Source organism: Bacillus sp. B1(2022) (assembly GCF_040259625.1).
Taxonomy (GTDB): domain Bacteria; phylum Bacillota; class Bacilli; order Bacillales; family Bacillaceae; genus Bacillus; species Bacillus velezensis.
Map to the genome: position 1 here is coordinate 1 of NZ_JANIFO010000015.1, position 16651 is coordinate 16651.

The window sequence follows — 16651 nt, forward strand, 5'->3', positions numbered from 1 at the left end:
CAACTATTAACTAATGCGAAGAAATTAGATGAGAGTAGAAAGCCGTTTACAAGTAAGGAATTAACTCTCCCTTGGCTAAATAAAGAGAAGTATGGCGCCTTTGAAGTTAAAGGGAAGGTAAAAGCTTAGGGTAAAACTAAAGATGTAAGTCGAAGAGTATACATGTTGAAAGATATTGATATAAACAAAGTTGATGCTGAAAGCGGAAAAACAAATTTACAACTTATGAAAAAAGGTGACGCTCCTTTTGCTAATGATGGCACAAAAATCAACTTACATCATTTAATTCAAGAAGAGCCAGGAACGATGGTGGAAATTCCAGCTTCTGTTCATCAAAATAATAAAAAAGTTCTCCATGGATTGAAAAAAGGTGGGGAAAGTTTTAGAAATGACAGGGAGTTGCGGAATCAGTATAAAAGCTTCCAACGAAGATATTGGAAATGGAGAGCGAGCCAATTTGAGAAAGGAGAAATGTAACAATGACTTATCATGAAATTGAAGAATTTATTAAAGAAAACGCTGAAGATGATGATTTTACAGGCGGAATAAGTGAAGAAAAAATCAAAGAGATACAAAATCGTTTAAATGTAAAACTTCCCGAGAGTTATAAGTGGTTTTTAAATAAATATGGCTCCGGTGGAATTTACGGGGTAAATATACTAGGCCATGGGAAAGTTTCTGCAAGGGTTGTTACAGTTACTGAGGAATATAGAACTTATTATAATTTAAGTGACGGTATTATCGTTATAGAAGATGTAGATGAATTCTCTTATTGCCTTGATACAAACAAAATGGAAAACGACGAATGTCCAGTAATAGTTTGGGCAAATGAAGCCGGTTATGGTGACAAGGTTGCAGATAACTTTCTGCAATTTTTCTTGGAAGAGCTTGAAGAAGCAAAAGAAAATTGGGAAGATGACGAAGATTGGGACGATTAACTTGGTAAATCCTCTGAAACGCTGATGAGAACATTCGATGATTTAGCGCCATGCCACGAGATTAATAAATAATTTATGAATGAATAAAAGGAATAAAGTTTACCTTGAACAGCGAGGAGAATAGTGAAAATGTATGAAGAATATAGTAAGCAATCTTTACCGTCAAGAAAGTATAGGGAGTTGTTAGGAAGCGCAATCTGTGTTTTCAACTCTAACAATGCATTTATCATTGAAAATATACTTAAAAATGATGAGGAAAACAGGTTTAATTGGCAAGAATTAATTGACTATACTTCTGGTCAACTTAGTCAACCAATAAAGGAAACTATAACTAAGTTTTCAGGTGCAAAAATTACTTCGTGTTTTTCTGAAATCATTGAAATGAGAAATAGAATTATTCATAGCTTTCGAATAACCGATGGTGATGGTAAACAGACTTTAGCAACTAAACATAAGCATGGAAAACAGTTTATTATTACAGAGGATTACCTTTATCATTTTATTAAAAAGAACGAAGAGTTAAGTGATCTCCTTCATGAATTTAGAGGCCATTAGTTCTATTATGGAAAAGGGCGAGCGTCTTTTTCAAACCACTCCACACATTAAATCAGAGTTAGGTCTAAAAAGATTGTGAAGGGTTACTTAAACTATCGGGTGCATTAGTTATACAACAACCAACATCTGTTGTTCTAAAATCCTGTTCATCTATTAGGCCTACGATTTCTGTTGAAGAAGCAAATAGAGTTGAGTCTTGGGTAAATGAGGATTTTGAAAAAGGGGCAGACTTGCTTTGTGGTGGAAAAAGAGAGGGATCATTTTATTATCCAACAGGTTTTGAGTGCATACCTCACGACTGTAGGCTTGCTACTAAGTGAAGTTTTTGGCCCTGTTGTTTCGCTATATAAAATTGAAGATCTTGAAAACGCTATTTCAAAATCTAATGATGTATCCTATGGTTTACAAGCTGGAATCTTTACTCAGAATATAAATGCGGCTTTTAAAGCTATAAATTAATTGGATGTTGGTTGAGTCATGGTAAACCATGGTTCTGATTATCGAATAGACGCTATGCCTTTTGGTGGGGGGAGGGATCGGGCTTAGGATGGGAAGGAATAAAATATTCTATCAGGAGATGACTGAACAAAGCAGTATGCTTTAATATTTCAAACAAAGGGTAAACCTTTAGAGTTCCGAATTAGTCTCTTAATTGTATTTGAAATGAGGAAGGCCCTGTTATTTCTTGAGTTAGAGGAGTAAACATTTGTTTATTCCTCTTTTTGAGCAGAAATAAATACAGATCAAAAGCGATCTTTTATACACCTGGAGCACAACATTGCATAGAGCAGGTTTAACAGGTGAACACAGAGCATAAAAAAACACCCCCTTATATGGGAGTGCCAAAACATTTATGCGGTTTGCCCTCGGCGTTCCGCTGAGAAGTCATTATGGTGATCAAGCGCGATGTGGATACTGGCTGTGTGGCCTCTTCGGGCTTCTTTAAAAACTTTGTGGCCGTCAAGAAGATAATGTCCGGCAAACCCAAGTAAAATAACTAAAAAAATAAAAGCAGATGTAAGTTTAAATTTCATAAAGACAATCCCCTCTCTGAATTTGTTTTCGGGCATAAAGCACTTTCTCATAAAAGGCGATAGCTACTTTATGGTCTTCATTTACATTATAATACATTGCTGCATCAGTCGCTAGGTCTTCAACGTCTGAAAGCATTGCTTTTGACTCTAAGTAATTTAAAGCCTTAAAAAGTCGGTCTTTGTCATTCTCAATGAATAGAGCCATAAGAAAATCAAACATTTTCTCTAATACGTCATCGTTCAAATCCTTTGACAGCATAAGACCTTGTTCACAAACTTGTTTTCCATCAACTGTGTTGGACAACTTAAAGTGCGTTTTTGCCAGCATAAAAAAGTATGTCAAGCAGTCGGCTAGAATTGTGAAGAGAATTAGTTTGATAAATTGAGACGCCTTCTTTAAAATACTCCAATGCCTTCTCCATATGTCCTGTTGTAAATGAGTATAAACCGAGATTGTACAAAGAAGAACCTATTAACCGTGGCATATCAATTTCTTGTGCTTGTTTTAATGCATTCATGAAATGCAGTATTGCTTTTTCTGGATACTCCATGTCTAAATAATTCAGACCGATGACGAATGAACATTGGATTACTCTTATTGAGTACGTTTCGTGTGCTTTGTAGGTTTCTATTGCTTGAACGATATGATGCATAGACATGTGGGTTTGCTTCATGTGATAGTACACTTCAGCAACTTTATAGTGAAATTCAGCTCGCTCTATTTCATCGGGGACAATAGATATCTTCTTTTCAGCTCGGTTGTAAAAACTTATTGCTTTAAGATATTCGTACTGTTCAAATTCATACATCCCATGAAAAAAGTTAAAATAATATTCAAGAATTCCTTTTAGATCGCTTTGTTTACTTTCGATCTCTTCTGATAAGTCTGAAATTTTAGGTCGTTCTTCATTCATGGTTTTTGGTTCAAGATAATCAAGCATTAATTGATGTCGAAAACACATGAGCGAATAGTACAACAATAAATCTTGATCTTCTTCCATAAGCTCTATTTCTTGCTTCACTTCTTCCTTCAAGATTTCTGCATCTGCAACACTGAATAACCTTATGTATTTGTACCATTCATTGATTTTTAAGCCAACTTTTGAAGAAGAGATCAATTGCTCCAAAAAAATCACCCTCCTAGCATTTCGTCTGATTATGTAATATTTTATCATAATGTAATATGTTGGGAAGGGGGGTTTTTCTTAATTTCTCAATTCGGTATGGAATGCGATAGAATCCTCCTTGTTAGAGAAGGGTACGGGATCAGTTTGCTGTTGCTTTTAGTAAGGCAAGCCATTCATCTAATGTTCCTGAGAAACCTTGTTGAACGCTAATTCATATGCTGATTTTCCATCTTTACCGGCAGCACCAGTAGCTCCAGTACTGCCTTTTTCACCTTTTAATGAAGCTAACCATTTAAAAGTGATGAATATTCAAGGCGGGAGTAAGGGGAATTAACAAAAAAATGTGAGGGAATGTAGATGAAACGATTTATCTTGGTTATACCGTTATTGGCTGCTGTTATTGCCTCTCCAACTCAAATGAAAGCAAGTCCAATGCCTTGTAGTGCAGTACTCGAACCGGTAAATCAAAAACTGAAAAATGCGAAGGGTGCGGCACTAATCTATAAGTGCAGTTATACCCGCCAAGTGCTGCAAGAACGAATATGAGTATTCTTGCTGTCCACCTTCCTCAGCCATCTTCTTATGGAAGCTACGACGGTTATGAAGGATTTGCCTCCAAAACAGGGGAGATCAGTTGGCGATTTAAACTATATCTGACTCCCGAGGAAAAGTGAGAGCCCTAATTGGGCTGGAAGGGTTGATTCCATATCAGCTGAAATGACAAATGTTAAAGTGCAAGTGCGCCTTTCAAATTCTAAGACGCAAAAGTTGGGGCCAAGTGTATTAACAAACAATATTCAATCTTGCTATTAGAAATGTAGAGTTCTTATCAAAGAGAGCAATGCGACTGGATCTTTTGTAAAGTGTCAAAAAGGTAATTGATCGAGAAATTCTGGTGAAAAATGAAAAAGAGTCCATTAAGATGCAATGTCTGGAGTCAATTCATCATTTGACAGAAGAGAGCCGGCAAAAGTCGATATTGCGTTTGATTTTGTACATAGAAAGACGGCATAAAAAGAAATGGTTAGCTAAAAAAAGGCAAAGAGTCAACGCTCTTTACCATCAGGTGTTTTCCTTAAGCGGTCTGCAATATGCTTAATTAAACTCAGCGCAGCAGTCACTAATCCAATAACTAAAACAATTTCAAGTAAGAGGATAAATCCAAAATTTAAACCGCGACTTTCAAAGTAATCACCAGTAAAAAAGAGCAATTGATAAATTCCAAGCATTAGCACAATAAAGGAAGCGCCTATAATCGCCAGAGACTTTTTAGAGAACTCCTTAGTATGGTTAAAATTATAAACCAATAAGAACAAAAATAGACAAGCCATGGCGATCTTATGAGTCAATGAATCACTTGCTGAGAACCCTTGCACAAGTAAGGAGATAATTAATCCGGTCATTCCGATTATTTTATTCAATATATCACCTGCTTTGTATAAGTATGACCTTAGATGTCAGTTTACCAATTAAAGGTGATATTCTCAACATAATGCAATTTAAAGTTAACTTAAAATGTGATTATTTTAAGAAAGGGGTTGAAATATGCTCGGTTGTCAAAAAGGGGAGCAAGTAAGGTCTTTGAGGAGGAGGAAATGGGAATTATATTGTGGACGACAAATCGAGGTTCTGTAGGTGTTGAATGGGACTCTGGTGAATATGGTGAATACAATGATAAAATCGATGAGCTATTAATGTTAGCAGATTAAAATGTTTTCCGAAAGTTAAACGAAAGCAGTTCATTAAAGGAAGGGTTAGACAATGATTAAAATAACGCTATTCCAAGATGAATATTGCAATGGTGAATGGGTTGAAATTGATAGGCTATTAAATGGTTTCATAAGAGCAGAGTCAATTAATATTGAAGTGATTGATATCAAATACAATTCACTAAATACTGTGCGAACTCATAATACAGCTCTGCGTATATATAGAGAAAGGACTTAAGATCACTAGGACGTGAAGATGAAATCATGATTTTAAACGGAGTAAGAGGAAGAAATGAAAACCTGTGTAGCAACCAGGGAAACTGAGTACTTTACCAATGAATCAATTAAAGAGGTGCATTATGCTGGTGACAATAAAGAAGCTGCCTTTAGCAAAATTGATGGCACTTCAGGCAACAGGCTAATTTTAGATGTTTGTTTTGATGGCTTGAGGATTAAATCTTTTATCAGAATTCATAATGGTGATTGGCGAGTAGCTTTTGATAAATTGGGCAGCACAAAGAAAGAGGTTGAAGACTACAATGCCAAACTAATTGCGGCACAATTTCTTTGAAATGTTGGAGAGAGCTGAACAAGTCTAGATAAAAGAAGTAGGATTTTATCACTGGCTTGTTTTTTGTGTAGGAGCCTTGAATCTTCGATTGTATTATCAATATATCATATTTTTACAAATAATCCATTTCTGTCTTACGATAGTTTTTAATGAATACAAAAAGCCCCACGAATGGAGCTTAAATTACGTTTTATTGAACATAGCCAGAAAAGTCGCTCGGAGCAGAGAAAGATAGATAGTAAAGCGCATTGGCATCTAGATTTTTTATTGTTCCTGTAGCTGTACCGTTAGCATTTACAGTTAGTGTTTCAGTAGCAAAAATCCAGTCGGAATCATTCCAAACTTTCACAGTTAGTTTAGTTCCAATATTGTTTGTAATTGAATAGCTTATCGAAGATTTTCCTTGAAAATAACTGTTTGAATATAATGTATTGCCAGTTGCTTGTCCAGCGAATGTCAATTTGTTTTTCGTAAGATTTACAATGCTATTTGAATTAGGAGGGTTAAGACCAAAAGCTTTAAATTCACCTTCGGCAGAGCTAGTATGCTTAGTTGAAAACCTAGAATTGTCGGTCTCAGCAGATGCGGCAGTGGCAAAGCTCAGAGAAAGAATGGCCACCATGGTGCAAACAATAAAACTAAACAACTTTTTCAAATTAAACACTCCTTTATTTGTAAATTCAAGTAAATAATAACACATAATTTTAGGAGGTCAATAGGTTTATTCAAACTGGAATGAATCTGTCACAAAATATGAAGAGCATTTTGGTCAAGGATAACTTATTGTATTATGTACTAAATTTTCAGTTCATTTTAAGGGGCTAAGCATTAAGGAGTTATGTAACGGAGAGATTATACTCTCCAAGATTCAAAGGAATGTATGCGGAGTTTACCATGTAGTCTTAAATCTATAATCACTTTCAGCCAGCTATAAGAATGTTTATTAATCTCATGGGGGCTTTTTTAATACGATTCCTTCAAGATGCTTTTCTTTGGCAGATTAAAGTAAGCTAGCGTCCCATTACAGTCTCAAAGCTAGGAACACCACCTTGGGCCGCAAAAACAACAGTACCATTGAGCATATCAAGATTCGAGAGTTCTGGGAACTTGCTTGTTACTTTATTGTTGTGACGAAGTATAAAGCTGGAAGGTTCAGTGTGAGCTTTAGGAGCTGAATTTCTTAGAGAAAGCACTGTATGAAGAGGGATTTTAATTAAATAAAGCAGACATTAAGCCTGCTTTATCTTTTTGAACATTATTCCTTTTTTATATGCATTATGTTCTCACCAAATGCCCGTCCTTAAGATTTTAAATTCTGGGCACGATCAGACTTTTTAGGGAAAATACATTCTAACAAAAGAAAAAATAAAGTTAATCCTAATGATAATTTAAAATTGTCGCTGTTCCCAATTGAACATAAGATACCCACTATATAAATGAATAAAAACCTAAACAATGAGGCAAATAAAAACTTGAAGAAGTTATCCCCAATGAGATGCCTTCCAACAGCCACAAAAATATTATCAAAAGTAAAAGAATAAACAACCATACACACACTTGTTATAACAATCTGTTTAAATTCTATTTCTAATTCAAAGAAGCTTACAAGCACATTTGCTGATCCTGTTGCAAATAAGATTATCACCATTATGACTGCAGTAGGAATGAGTGATAAAACCAAAGCTCCTATTACTGTAGATAATAAAAATTTTTCATTTGTGTTTTTTTCTGCAGCTTCTTTCTTTTCTCCTCTGTACATAAAAATAAAAAAGACGATGAGAGATAAAAGATAAATTGATAACGTCATAACAAGCAGATTCATGGTGATCTCTCCTTACCTAATTAAAACAAAAGAGTGAAGGTTGTAAGCCTCACTCTCTTGTTTTTAATGTATAGTTATGCCAAAAAGAACACAACAACCTTCGCAATTAACTGTGCATCAGCTAATGGAATTCCGGCTTTCACTAAGGCCACAGTAACAGCTGTTTCTCCGAAATTTGTAAGTTCATCTATAACGTCCGCCGCTTTGTGTCCCCACTTAGAACAAGCATCACCAGCTTTTTGAGCCCATTTATATGGGATCTTTTTAATAAGGTTTCCTAAAGCGGGACCGCCAACCCTAAGTGCTTTTACTAACATTTGTTTAGCGAAAGGAATGCCTTGTGTATGTACTTCAGAATTTGAAGCTAAAGGAGCCTGTACGCTATTTTGAACTACAGGTGCTTTTTTACTTTCTGCTGCACTTGCATAGCCAGGAGAAACAACTGATACAGCCAGCACAGTTAACGTGAAAAACATGATAAATGAAATAAGTTTTTTCTTCATTTCTTTCCTCCTCCTTAAATAACCATAAGTTTAATATATTGGTAACTATATTAAATATCTGGATGAAAATCAATATATTTCCCAAAAATTAGTTATAAAAGAAGGAAAACAAAAATTCAAAAAACATGCAGTTCACTATTTTGTTATTATACGAAACACAACTTTTTTTTAAAAGAACCTAAAGTCTCATTGGGGATGCCCATTTCATGCTGTGGAGAAGATTCAATTAAAGAGATGAATATATGGCCAACATTTTAAGTAAAGAACAAGATAAAGCAATCCGGCATTTCAAGGACAAGCTGAACATGTCTGAAAAACGGTACACATCCTTAATTAATTTAAATTGATTAGAGATAAGCAAAATGATTATGCGGAAAGGCTGTGTAGACTTATAGGACCTTATAATATAAACATTAGATCGCTTAAAGAAGGTGATGTGGTTGATCAGTCAATTGAATATTTCATGATGCAATTGTGCAGTTCTATAATGGTGAAGACCTCGCCGTGTTCCATTTGTCTAGGGGGGAATTTGTTTAAATTCATAAACATGAGGCGTTTTAGTCTGTCATTTCCTAAAACAGTGTTTTATTCTTGTTACAAATATGCAAGAAGGGCGGTTTGAACTTGTATAGAGTGTTTATAATGCTGTTAGTTTTGTTATGTATAACATTAGGGTGTCAAAACCAACATAGCAAACATTTTATGGAGGCTGAGCAAACTATGGTCGGCTATGTCATTTTAAAAAGAGAGAATCAAGCAATTCTCATACCTAATGAAAAAGCTGATGTTAAAGACTATGAAAATCTTAGTGAAAAAGAGATTATTGAAAAGTATAGATCGGATATAGTTTTACTGGGGCTTAGTCAACTTAACAATAAAGATGACTTGAGCAAAGGACAAAAAATTCGTATTTGGTATAAAAAATTAAATGAATCTTCACCGCCAAAAACAAACATCTCAAAGTTTGAAAGTATTTAGTACATCTCTTTAATTCCTAGGAATACCGCTGCAAAACTGAAGCGGCATTTTAAACAGAAATAATGTCTTCAAACCTCATCTCATTCTTCATTCGCGGTGGCTTATTCCTGCCCCAAGATTCATTTGACGATTGTTGACTCAGGTGCAGAGAAGGCACATGCCAAGAACACATTTTTGAATTACTGGGCACCTTGAATAAAACCAGCATTCCCGTATTCATATGCGAAGAGATCGGTACTGAACGCTGGATAAAGAAAAAAGTTAACCATACATTTGAACAAGCTTGCGAGGTTTTGATAAAGAAAGAACAGTCAAGAGACGAACCATTACATACATATAATACTCCTGTGAAAGCGGGGGTGTAGTTTTGGAACCTTACCAACGTTATGAGGAATTGAAGAAGAAAACAATAAAGGTTGTCCATAAAGATAATTACAGTATCCGCTATATAGAACAGGATGAAGCCAGTAATGACTTAGATGAATTTTATAAACAATTTGCTCAGCATTTATTGGAGGCTGCTTTGGAAAGGAGTGCAGAGTAAGCTTCTTTTTTTAATTGGTTAGTAGTAAGTATCTTAATAAACGGCTTTATCGGTACTGATATTAATCACATGTGTCACCTCTTGCAGCAAAGCGGCTTCTGCGACATTTTGTCCGCCGATAAGGTTGGTTTGAATGGCTTCAAAGGGATTATCCTCACATGTCGGAACCTGCTTCAGCGCAGCTGTGTGAAAGACAATATCAACACCTTTCATCACTTGGTTGACTCTTCTGTAGTCACGAACATCGCCGAGCACAAACGACAGTCTTTGTTCATCCGCGTATTTTTGTTTCATCACATATTGTTTGCTGTCATCTTTGCTGAACACAATGACTTCTTTAGGGGTTAAGAGCAAAAGGCGTTTTACTATTTGGCTTCCGATTGATCCTGTCCCGCCTGTGACGAGAACAGTTTTATCGTGAAAAAACGGTTGTAGCTCTACTGCTTGCTGTTTAGGCATGGCTTATCCTCCAACTCTCGTTTCTCTACCATGCATCATATGTTGAACAATTTCAGCGAGTTAATGAAAGAAACCAATAAATCAAAAATTAGAGAAAAACATTAATCTGATGCGCTTTCATATCGCTTTACCCGATTAATAGACTAGAAATCACAAATAAAACATTGTACTAAATGTTCATTTTAAATATTTGCTCACGTCAATTTTTTCTCTTCATAAATTCTCACATGCGGACAATCTTCACAAAAACTTAACACTGAACTTCCTGTATGTATTTTACAATTAAAGTACACTTTCATAAAAGGAGGAAGGAAAATGAATCATTCAAAAACACTTTTGTTAACCGCGGCAGCCGGATTGATGCTCACATGCGGTGCGGTTTCTTCCCAGGCCAAGCATAAGCTGTCTGATCCTTATCATTTTACCGTGAATGCGGCGGCGGAAACGGAACCGGTTGATACAGCAGGTGATGCAGCTGATGATCCTGCGATTTGGCTGGACCCCAAGAATCCTCAGAACAGCAAATTGATCACAACCAATAAAAAATCAGGCTTAGTCGTGTACAGCCTAGAGGGAAAGATGCTTCATTCCTATCCTACCGGGAAGCTGAACAATGTTGATATCCGCTATGATTTTCCGTTGAACGGAAAAAAAGTCGATATTGCGGCGGCATCCAATCGGTCTGAAGGAAAGAATACCATTGAGATTTACGCCATTGACGGGAAAAACGGCACATTACAAAGCATTACGAACCCAGACCGCCCGATTGCGTCAGCAATTGATGAAGTATACGGTTTCAGCTTGTACCACAGTCAAAAAACAGGAAAATATTACGCGATGGTGACAGGGAAAGAAGGCGAATTTGAACAATACGAATTAAATGCTGATAAAAATGGATACATATCCGGCAAAAAGGTAAGGGCGTTTAAAATGAATTCTCAGACAGAAGGGATGGCAGCAGACGATGAATACGGCAGTCTTTATATCGCAGAAGAAGATGAGGCCATCTGGAAGTTCAGCGCTGAGCCGGACAGCGGCAGTAACGGAACGGTTATCGATCGTGCCGACGGCAGGCATTTAACCCCTGATATTGAAGGACTGACGATTTACTACGCTGCTGACGGGAAAGGTTATCTGCTTGCATCAAGCCAGGGTAACAGCAGCTACGCGATTTATGAAAGACAGGGACAGAACAAATATGTTGCGGACTTTCAGATAACAGACGGGTCTGAGACAGACGGCACAAGCGATACAGACGGAATTGACGTTCTGGGTTTCGGGCTGGGACCTGAATATCCGTTCGGCCTTTTTGTCGCACAGGACGGAGAAAATATAGATCACGGCCAAAAGGCCAATCAAAATTTTAAAATGGTGCCTTGGGAAAGAATCGCTGATAAAATCGGCCTTCACCCGCAGGTCAATAAACAGGTTGACCCGAGAAAACTGACTGACAGAAGCGGAAAATAAACATGAAAAAAGCAGCTTATCCAAGCTGCTTTTTGATGTGAAGAGCGTTTCATGAGAAAGTCTTGGAACGGATAGCCGCAAGCACAGCCGGAAGCTGGTCATACGTGTACGCCGGTACTGTCTCTTGATAATTAAGCGCCGCGATTTGTTTACGTTCACCCGGGTTTGTCATATAAAAATGGATTTTATCCGCAAAATCCGCAAGCCCGCTGTAAGAAACAAAGGATGAAAACGGGGGCGCGGGAGAAAGGTCTGTCAGCTGAAAGGCCTGACAAGCCGCAATGTCTAAGCTTCTCGTATTTAAACTGATATTTTCGATGCCGCGTCCGTTCTGATTGAGCGCAAACCGATAAGAACGGTGAGGGTTTAAGACCACGTCTGCGCTGTTGTAATATAATGCGGCACGTTCGGGTGCAATCCATTCATCCATTACGAGCACATTTTGCTGCCTGGCGATTTTTTTAGGCAGATGTCTGCGCCATCCCTTCCCGATGATACGAAGCGTATACGGAAGCTTCGCCGCTGCTTTCACCAGTTCAACGCGGTTCGGGTACGGGTATCCGATCAGAAGCAGATTTGTGTGAAGAGAAGCTTCAGCAGGTTGTTTCTTAAAAAGCCGCTGATTAACGGGGATCGGGACATAATATACGTGCTGTAAGCCCATTTGCCGGTAAGCATCAAGCGCGTTTTGTTCTATCGTTAAAACGGCATCGGCGAAAGGGGCGATTGTCATGCTCACATCGAAATAAAAAGGATCTTCCGTCATCCATAGATAAACGGGAATCTGTTCTGTCTTCAGCCATTGAAGCCATTCAGACGGAATACGGTCTCCCGTCATCATCAGACTGATGTCTGGTTTGAATGCCCGTATACTGCGGATGGTATCTTCCTCAAACTCAGAAACAGAAAAAAAGCGGACGGAAGACTGTAAAAAGCCTTCCTCGATCCAGCGGTCAAAATACGTGTATATGCCTTTATATCCTGAACGGATATATAAAACGTTCATATGCTGTTACGAAGTGAACGTGACACTTTCAACTTTGTCGACGTCAAGCAATGTTGTAGCAGAGCCTGCCGGTGTAACGGAATTTTCCTGCGTAACAAAAACGATTCCGTGAATTTCGTCAAAGGCAACAAATTGAACCGGGCCGATCATGTCTCCTGAATCCATCACAATGCTGATGACAGTGCCGGGCTGAATTCTTGCAAAAATCCATCTCGCCGCTAATGAAATACCGCTTCCCAATACAGATTGTGCGCTGAGACTGTCTTTCACCGCTGCTTCATCTACTTTTGCATCAATTGCCGCTTCCAATAATTCTTTTACGCTGTTTTTCACGTTATCTCCTCCATCTGTACCGCCAGATAAAGCGCTGTTGTCAAATACAGGGGCTAAAAGAGTTTTCAATAAGTTCTTTTTAAGCTCCAAACGATCTTCGCTCATGCGGACATACACCTCCTTTAACAATTTCAACCTCACGTTTATTCATATTCCTGATTGAAGAGATTGGTATAAGTCGAATGCCGTTTTGCTTGTGTTTTTTTCAATATTTAATCAAACAGCTGAATTTTCGAATCAGGCTTTGTTTGCCTATGCGGTTTGTAAGAGTATGACATACGTTGTATAGATTAAAAAATGAAGGAGAGGAATACTTTGGATTCAGAAGAAACTGTAAAACACGGGGGTTTTGAGGAGGAATTTCAGCTCGTACTGCTTCTTCTTCTTTTGTTATCCCGTCAGCCGTCCGGAGATCATTCAGATTTGCGGCGTCAGCTTGTAATGGCAAAAGAGCTTGGGGTTCCTGTATCACGCGTCAATCTGATTAACGGCAGCACACTGCAAAACGTAATTGTCAAAGAAGTGCTGTCAGATTTGGCCGTTTTTCAAAACCCGCTCAATAATACGAGATCAAACGTCGCGATTTCAAGCATCGTCAGCTGGGGTGCTTTTTAATAACGGATATCAGGCTCTGTCTCTTTCGGAGCCGTTTTTTATGTTTTACAGAAGGGGTGATGGGATGGAAAAGAAGATCTCAATTATCTTAACGAGTTACAACAAACCGGATCTTGTGAAACAGGCGATTGAAAGTGTTTTGCATCAAACCTACAGCAATTGGGAGCTGTTTGTAATGGATGATCATTCAAATGAAGAAACCTCGGCTGCCATCAGTACGTATATAAAAGATCCTCGCATATATTATGACAACAGTTTTATCAATCCTGCCGAACGGCTGAAGTCCACCCGGTATGCCGTTTTGATTAATGATGCGCTTTCACGGGCTAAAGGCGAATACATCACTTATTTGACAGACGACACCGTATTTCATCCGGATAGGCTCAGCCGCATGGCGGAAGCGCTTAATCAATACAGCGAGTTTGATGCCGTCTATTCCAGCCAGAAGGTGATACATGTAAACGGGCGCGGAACAGAACAATTCCACTTCTATCGTTTTGCTGAAGAGGTGCTTGATCAGGCCGCTTTTCTCGTTGATCACTGTTCAGTGATGCACCGGAGATCATTGCTTGAGCGTGTGAAAGAGAAGTTCGGCAGCTTTTGGGACGAAGATGTTATGCATTGGAATCACGGAGACTCTGTTTTTTGGAGCAGGCTCAACACATTTACATCATTTCTGCCGATAAAAGAAGTGTTGGATACGACCTATAAAACACCCCACTCATTTCAAAACACGTATCAATCGCTTCCGTCTGTCCTGATCGACGGATCCTTTGTAAAGGGGACGGATCAGAAAGTATATCAGCTTGACCGAAATAAAAGGAAGCCTGTAAACGAGCGCTGGCATACGTTATATGAAGGCCGAACCGTCGTCATTCCGGATCCGTTTTTATTTCAATATGAGGAAGAGAACTCCGTCAGTATTCCGAATTTTCAGCTCGTCAGGGATCAGTTTCATGTTTATTTTATAGAAGACGGGGAGAAAAGGCTGGTTGATCATAGCGCATTTCGCTTTTACCGATTTAAACGGCATGACATCCCGGCTTTAGAGCGGGCCGAAATACAATCGCTTCCGGACGGTCCGCCGATCAGCCGGGGGGCATCGGGCTGTATTCAACATCTGCCCGGGAGAATGCTGTTTCGCATTGAACGGGAATTTTATGTTTATTTGAGAGGGGTTCTCCATCCGATTAGTCATGACGTAGCGAAACGCTTTTTTGCGAATCAGAAGGCGATACCCATTTCCTTTCAGCAAATTAAACAATTACCAATTGGAATGCCGTTCTATCCGGTGTACGATGAAATTATGAGAAATCTCAATATAACAAAAGGTTGAGGGATGCAGTTGGATGTGTAAGGAAAAGGAGAGCTTTTATGACCGATCAATTTGATAAAACCGAGAAGCAGTATATAGAGCTTACTTCCGGCATTCAGAGGTTCGAGCATTTCAGTGTATATACGGACCCTTTTTTGCCGCAGATTTTTTCGCATAACTTTGTTCAGCTGCACCGTACATTTCCGTTAGACAAACTGCTGCCGTTTTTTTCGTCCGTTCCGGGCTTGCTTCAAGCCAATTATATTCATGTGAAAGCGGCTCCGGAGCACGCGTTTCCGCTTCTTCTGAAACAAAATCTCGTAAAGCAGGGCTGCGTAGTGGAAGATGAGCTGTTTTTTGCAAGGAAACTGGAAAATGGGGACCTGCAGGCCGGACACCCGCTCACTGCTTGGGGGACGGAAAAAAGCCTCGCCGACGGGTCGTCTATTATGAACATCTATGATGCCCTTTACATTGGCGAGGCGGCGGCCGAACAAAAGCTTGAGCGGAAATATCCTTTGTATAAGGACGGAACGGTTATGCTTGTCGTGTGCTACAGCGACGCCTCGCAAACGATTCCGATCGGCTGCGGAGAGCTTTTCATCAACAAAGCAGATAAAACCGCAAAAATAGAAGAAGTCGCAATTCTGGACCAATTCCAACGAAAAGGCTACGGATCGATATTGATGAATGAGCTGATGGCGGCGGCAAAGCTGAACGGCATGGAAACCGTATACCTTGTGACGTCCGGGATGGACGGTGTAAACCGCTTTTATGAAAAACTCGGCTTCAAAAGATTTCGGCGTGTGCATACAATTTTTCATTATTTTCTTACATAGTTGGGCATTCGCATAAACCAATTGGGAGTTGGCCCGCATACAATGCCGTATATCGTAAGAAGAAAGGATGATTTGCGTATGTACGGATACGGATATGGCTACGGTTGCGGCAGTTTTGGCTATGGTTACGGGCACGGCGGCTGCGGAGGCGGAACCAGCACTTTTGTGCTGATCGTGGTATTGTTTATTTTATTAATCATCGTCGGTGCGGCTTTTATTTGTTAGACTGAAAAAAATCCTATATTGAAAATCAGTCTGCAGAGAACATCACTTTCTGCAGGCTTTTTGTTATATCCATGCTGAAAAATCAGATTGAAAAACATTTTAATACATATTACCTTTCTGGAGAAGGGGGCGAAAATGTGAACATAACGATTGAAGAATTACCTGAATCTAGAATTGCTTACTTCCGAAACATCGGAGAGTATGGCGGAAAGCAAAACAATGAACTGATGGAGTCATTTAAAAACTGGGCGCAATTGAATGGTCTGCTTGATCATTCTGTCATTTTAGCAATTCCGCAAGATCATCCGAATCGTACTCCTAAAGAGAAATGCCGCTATGATGTTTGTCTTGTTATCAATCAAGACCATGTGCCTGAACCAGCCCGGATTGGTACATTTTCCGGAGGGAAGTACGCTGTTTTCTTGCTTGATCATACAAAAGAGGCAGTCAGTGGATTTTGGAACACTGTTTTTTCTGAGATCGAAAAAAATAATTTATCAATCAGAGAGCAGCCCATTATCGAAAGGTATACTTTACAAAAGGTGAATCATCATTTGTGTGAAATATTGATTCCCATACAGTAAAGAAGACGGGGATTTTCCGCCTTCTGC

Annotated in this window: 21 protein-coding genes and 5 pseudogenes; 16 read left to right on the forward strand and 10 right to left on the reverse strand. The window is 38.8% G+C overall.

The genetic code is table 11. The features are described 5' to 3' along the window. The 5 genes and pseudogenes from NQS30_RS19575 to NQS30_RS19595 form a co-directional block, all read left to right on the forward strand. Window positions 1-477: pseudogene (locus tag NQS30_RS19575) on the forward strand (HNH/ENDO VII family nuclease); the annotation flags it as partial. 2 nt (window positions 478-479) lie between these two features. After that, window positions 480-938, forward strand: coding sequence for an SMI1/KNR4 family protein (locus NQS30_RS19580; protein ID WP_015240049.1), 459 nt, complete (start codon window positions 480-482; stop codon window positions 936-938). Between the two features lie 129 nt (window positions 939-1067). Then, window positions 1068-1493 (forward strand): hypothetical protein, encoded by a 426-nt coding sequence (locus tag NQS30_RS19585; protein WP_015240048.1) that lies wholly within the window; start codon window positions 1068-1070, stop codon window positions 1491-1493. A 110-nt stretch (window positions 1494-1603) separates the two neighbouring features. Then, the gene (locus tag NQS30_RS19590) at window positions 1604-1813 is read left to right on the forward strand and encodes an aldehyde dehydrogenase family protein (protein WP_124693176.1); all 210 of its coding nucleotides are present in this window, start codon (window positions 1604-1606) and stop codon (window positions 1811-1813) included. Then, window positions 1731-1952, forward strand: coding sequence for an aldehyde dehydrogenase family protein (locus tag NQS30_RS19595; protein WP_157667380.1), 222 nt, complete (start codon window positions 1731-1733; stop codon window positions 1950-1952). The genes NQS30_RS19590 and NQS30_RS19595 overlap by 83 nt, the downstream gene beginning before the upstream one ends. Window positions 1953-2344: 392 nt before the next feature. On the opposite strand, the gene NQS30_RS19600 is transcribed toward NQS30_RS19595, so the two are convergent. Both NQS30_RS19600 and NQS30_RS19605 read right to left on the reverse strand, forming a co-directional pair. After that, complete coding sequence (locus NQS30_RS19600) at window positions 2345-2527, reverse strand: hypothetical protein (protein ID WP_015240046.1); 183 nt, start codon at window positions 2525-2527, stop codon at window positions 2345-2347. Continuing rightward, window positions 2517-3654 (reverse strand): annotated as a pseudogene (locus tag NQS30_RS19605) (response regulator aspartate phosphatase). The gene NQS30_RS19600 and the pseudogene NQS30_RS19605 overlap by 11 nt, the downstream one beginning before the upstream one ends. A gap of 357 nt (window positions 3655-4011) precedes the next feature. On the opposite strand from NQS30_RS19605, the pseudogene NQS30_RS19610 reads away from it, so the two are divergent. Continuing rightward, window positions 4012-4467 (forward strand): annotated as a pseudogene (locus NQS30_RS19610) (YoqH family protein). A 138-nt stretch (window positions 4468-4605) separates the two neighbouring features. After that, a pseudogene (locus tag NQS30_RS21460) lies at window positions 4606-4684 on the forward strand (hypothetical protein); the annotation flags it as partial. Between the two features lie 16 nt (window positions 4685-4700). On the opposite strand, the gene NQS30_RS19615 reads toward NQS30_RS21460, so the two are convergent. Beyond that, on the reverse strand, window positions 4701-5075 hold the full coding sequence (locus NQS30_RS19615) for a YoqO family protein (RefSeq protein ID WP_015240044.1): 375 nt from the start codon (window positions 5073-5075) through the stop codon (window positions 4701-4703). A gap of 580 nt (window positions 5076-5655) precedes the next feature. Between NQS30_RS19615 and NQS30_RS19620 the strand changes: the two genes are divergently transcribed. Beyond that, on the forward strand, window positions 5656-5934 hold the full coding sequence (locus NQS30_RS19620) for a hypothetical protein (protein ID WP_060562826.1): 279 nt from the start codon (window positions 5656-5658) through the stop codon (window positions 5932-5934). A gap of 190 nt (window positions 5935-6124) precedes the next feature. On the opposite strand, the gene NQS30_RS19625 is transcribed toward NQS30_RS19620, so the two are convergent. The 4 genes and pseudogenes from NQS30_RS19625 to NQS30_RS19640 all read right to left on the reverse strand — a co-directional run bounded on the left by NQS30_RS19625 (window position 6125) and on the right by NQS30_RS19640 (window position 8259). After that, a complete protein-coding gene (locus NQS30_RS19625; protein WP_218791232.1) occupies window positions 6125-6589 on the reverse strand; it encodes a hypothetical protein in 465 nt (154 codons plus the stop codon). A gap of 197 nt (window positions 6590-6786) precedes the next feature. Further along, window positions 6787-7067 (reverse strand): annotated as a pseudogene (locus tag NQS30_RS21465) (hypothetical protein); the annotation flags it as partial. 167 nt (window positions 7068-7234) lie between these two features. Beyond that, entirely contained in the window at window positions 7235-7756 is a 522-nt protein-coding gene (locus NQS30_RS19635; protein ID WP_043021831.1) for a hypothetical protein, read from the reverse strand. Window positions 7757-7830: 74 nt separating this feature from the next. Continuing rightward, the gene (locus tag NQS30_RS19640) at window positions 7831-8259 is read right to left on the reverse strand and encodes a hypothetical protein (RefSeq protein ID WP_043021830.1); all 429 of its coding nucleotides are present in this window, start codon (window positions 8257-8259) and stop codon (window positions 7831-7833) included. A gap of 633 nt (window positions 8260-8892) precedes the next feature. Between NQS30_RS19640 and NQS30_RS19645 the strand changes: the two genes are divergently transcribed. Then, window positions 8893-9237, forward strand: a complete 345-nt coding sequence (locus NQS30_RS19645) for a DUF3221 domain-containing protein (protein WP_232603470.1) — start codon at window positions 8893-8895, stop codon at window positions 9235-9237. Between the two features lie 367 nt (window positions 9238-9604). After that, window positions 9605-9781 carry a recombination directionality factor SprB gene (sprB, locus tag NQS30_RS19655; RefSeq protein WP_003153662.1) on the forward strand — a complete coding sequence of 59 codons (177 nt, stop codon included), beginning with the start codon at window positions 9605-9607 and terminating at the stop codon, window positions 9779-9781. 33 nt (window positions 9782-9814) lie between these two features. Here the strand turns inward: sprB and NQS30_RS19660 are convergent, their stop codons facing one another. Further along, window positions 9815-10240: an SDR family NAD(P)-dependent oxidoreductase gene (locus tag NQS30_RS19660; RefSeq protein WP_003153663.1), complete on the reverse strand. Its 426-nt coding sequence runs from the start codon at window positions 10238-10240 to the stop codon at window positions 9815-9817. Window positions 10241-10555: 315 nt separating this feature from the next. On the opposite strand from NQS30_RS19660, the gene phyC reads away from it, so the two are divergent. Beyond that, window positions 10556-11707, forward strand: coding sequence for a 3-phytase (gene phyC / locus NQS30_RS19665; protein ID WP_015240041.1), 1152 nt, complete (start codon window positions 10556-10558; stop codon window positions 11705-11707). A gap of 49 nt (window positions 11708-11756) precedes the next feature. Here phyC and NQS30_RS19670 read toward each other — a convergent pair whose 3' ends face one another. Then, entirely contained in the window at window positions 11757-12713 is a 957-nt protein-coding gene (locus NQS30_RS19670; RefSeq protein WP_025284880.1) for a CgeB family protein, read from the reverse strand. Between the two features lie 6 nt (window positions 12714-12719). Then, the gene (locus NQS30_RS19675; protein WP_012117783.1) at window positions 12720-13151 is read right to left on the reverse strand and encodes a hypothetical protein; all 432 of its coding nucleotides are present in this window, start codon (window positions 13149-13151) and stop codon (window positions 12720-12722) included. Window positions 13152-13361: 210 nt separating this feature from the next. On the opposite strand from NQS30_RS19675, the gene cgeC reads away from it, so the two are divergent. The 5 genes from cgeC (at window position 13362) to NQS30_RS19700 (ending at window position 16624) form a co-directional block, all read left to right on the forward strand. Further along, window positions 13362-13661 (forward strand): spore maturation protein CgeC, encoded by a 300-nt coding sequence (gene cgeC, locus NQS30_RS19680; protein WP_007407929.1) that lies wholly within the window; start codon window positions 13362-13364, stop codon window positions 13659-13661. Between the two features lie 64 nt (window positions 13662-13725). Next, complete coding sequence (locus tag NQS30_RS19685; RefSeq protein WP_015240039.1) at window positions 13726-14997, forward strand: glycosyltransferase family 2 protein; 1272 nt, start codon at window positions 13726-13728, stop codon at window positions 14995-14997. A 38-nt stretch (window positions 14998-15035) separates the two neighbouring features. Beyond that, window positions 15036-15815, forward strand: coding sequence for a GNAT family N-acetyltransferase (locus NQS30_RS19690; protein WP_015240038.1), 780 nt, complete (start codon window positions 15036-15038; stop codon window positions 15813-15815). 78 nt (window positions 15816-15893) lie between these two features. Then, entirely contained in the window at window positions 15894-16040 is a 147-nt protein-coding gene (locus NQS30_RS19695; protein ID WP_014418145.1) for a YjcZ family sporulation protein, read from the forward strand. Between the two features lie 137 nt (window positions 16041-16177). After that, window positions 16178-16624, forward strand: a complete 447-nt coding sequence (locus tag NQS30_RS19700; RefSeq protein WP_041482072.1) for an AraC family transcriptional regulator — start codon at window positions 16178-16180, stop codon at window positions 16622-16624. The last annotated feature ends 27 nt before the right edge of the window (window positions 16625-16651 follow it).

Excerpts from the sequence above, each read along its gene's own strand:
- NQS30_RS19585 (WP_015240048.1), top strand. The coding sequence starts at position 1,068 with ATGTATGAAGAATATAGTAAGCAATCTTTACCGTCAAGAAAGTATAGG.
- NQS30_RS19580 (WP_015240049.1), top strand. The coding sequence starts at position 480 with ATGACTTATCATGAAATTGAAGAATTTATTAAAGAAAACGCTGAAGAT.
- NQS30_RS19695 (WP_014418145.1), top strand. The coding sequence starts at position 15,894 with ATGTACGGATACGGATATGGCTACGGTTGCGGCAGTTTTGGCTATGGT.
- NQS30_RS19635 (WP_043021831.1), bottom strand. The coding sequence starts at position 7,756 with ATGAATCTGCTTGTTATGACGTTATCAATTTATCTTTTATCTCTCATC.
- NQS30_RS19620 (WP_060562826.1), top strand. The coding sequence starts at position 5,656 with ATGAAAACCTGTGTAGCAACCAGGGAAACTGAGTACTTTACCAATGAA.
- NQS30_RS19685 (WP_015240039.1), top strand. The coding sequence starts at position 13,726 with ATGGAAAAGAAGATCTCAATTATCTTAACGAGTTACAACAAACCGGAT.
- NQS30_RS19640 (WP_043021830.1), bottom strand. The coding sequence starts at position 8,259 with ATGAAGAAAAAACTTATTTCATTTATCATGTTTTTCACGTTAACTGTG.
- NQS30_RS19600 (WP_015240046.1), bottom strand. The coding sequence starts at position 2,527 with ATGAAATTTAAACTTACATCTGCTTTTATTTTTTTAGTTATTTTACTT.
- phyC (WP_015240041.1), top strand. The coding sequence starts at position 10,556 with ATGAATCATTCAAAAACACTTTTGTTAACCGCGGCAGCCGGATTGATG.
- NQS30_RS19675 (WP_012117783.1), bottom strand. The coding sequence starts at position 13,151 with ATGAGCGAAGATCGTTTGGAGCTTAAAAAGAACTTATTGAAAACTCTT.
- NQS30_RS19660 (WP_003153663.1), bottom strand. The coding sequence starts at position 10,240 with ATGCCTAAACAGCAAGCAGTAGAGCTACAACCGTTTTTTCACGATAAA.
- NQS30_RS19670 (WP_025284880.1), bottom strand. The coding sequence starts at position 12,713 with ATGAACGTTTTATATATCCGTTCAGGATATAAAGGCATATACACGTAT.
- NQS30_RS19690 (WP_015240038.1), top strand. The coding sequence starts at position 15,036 with ATGACCGATCAATTTGATAAAACCGAGAAGCAGTATATAGAGCTTACT.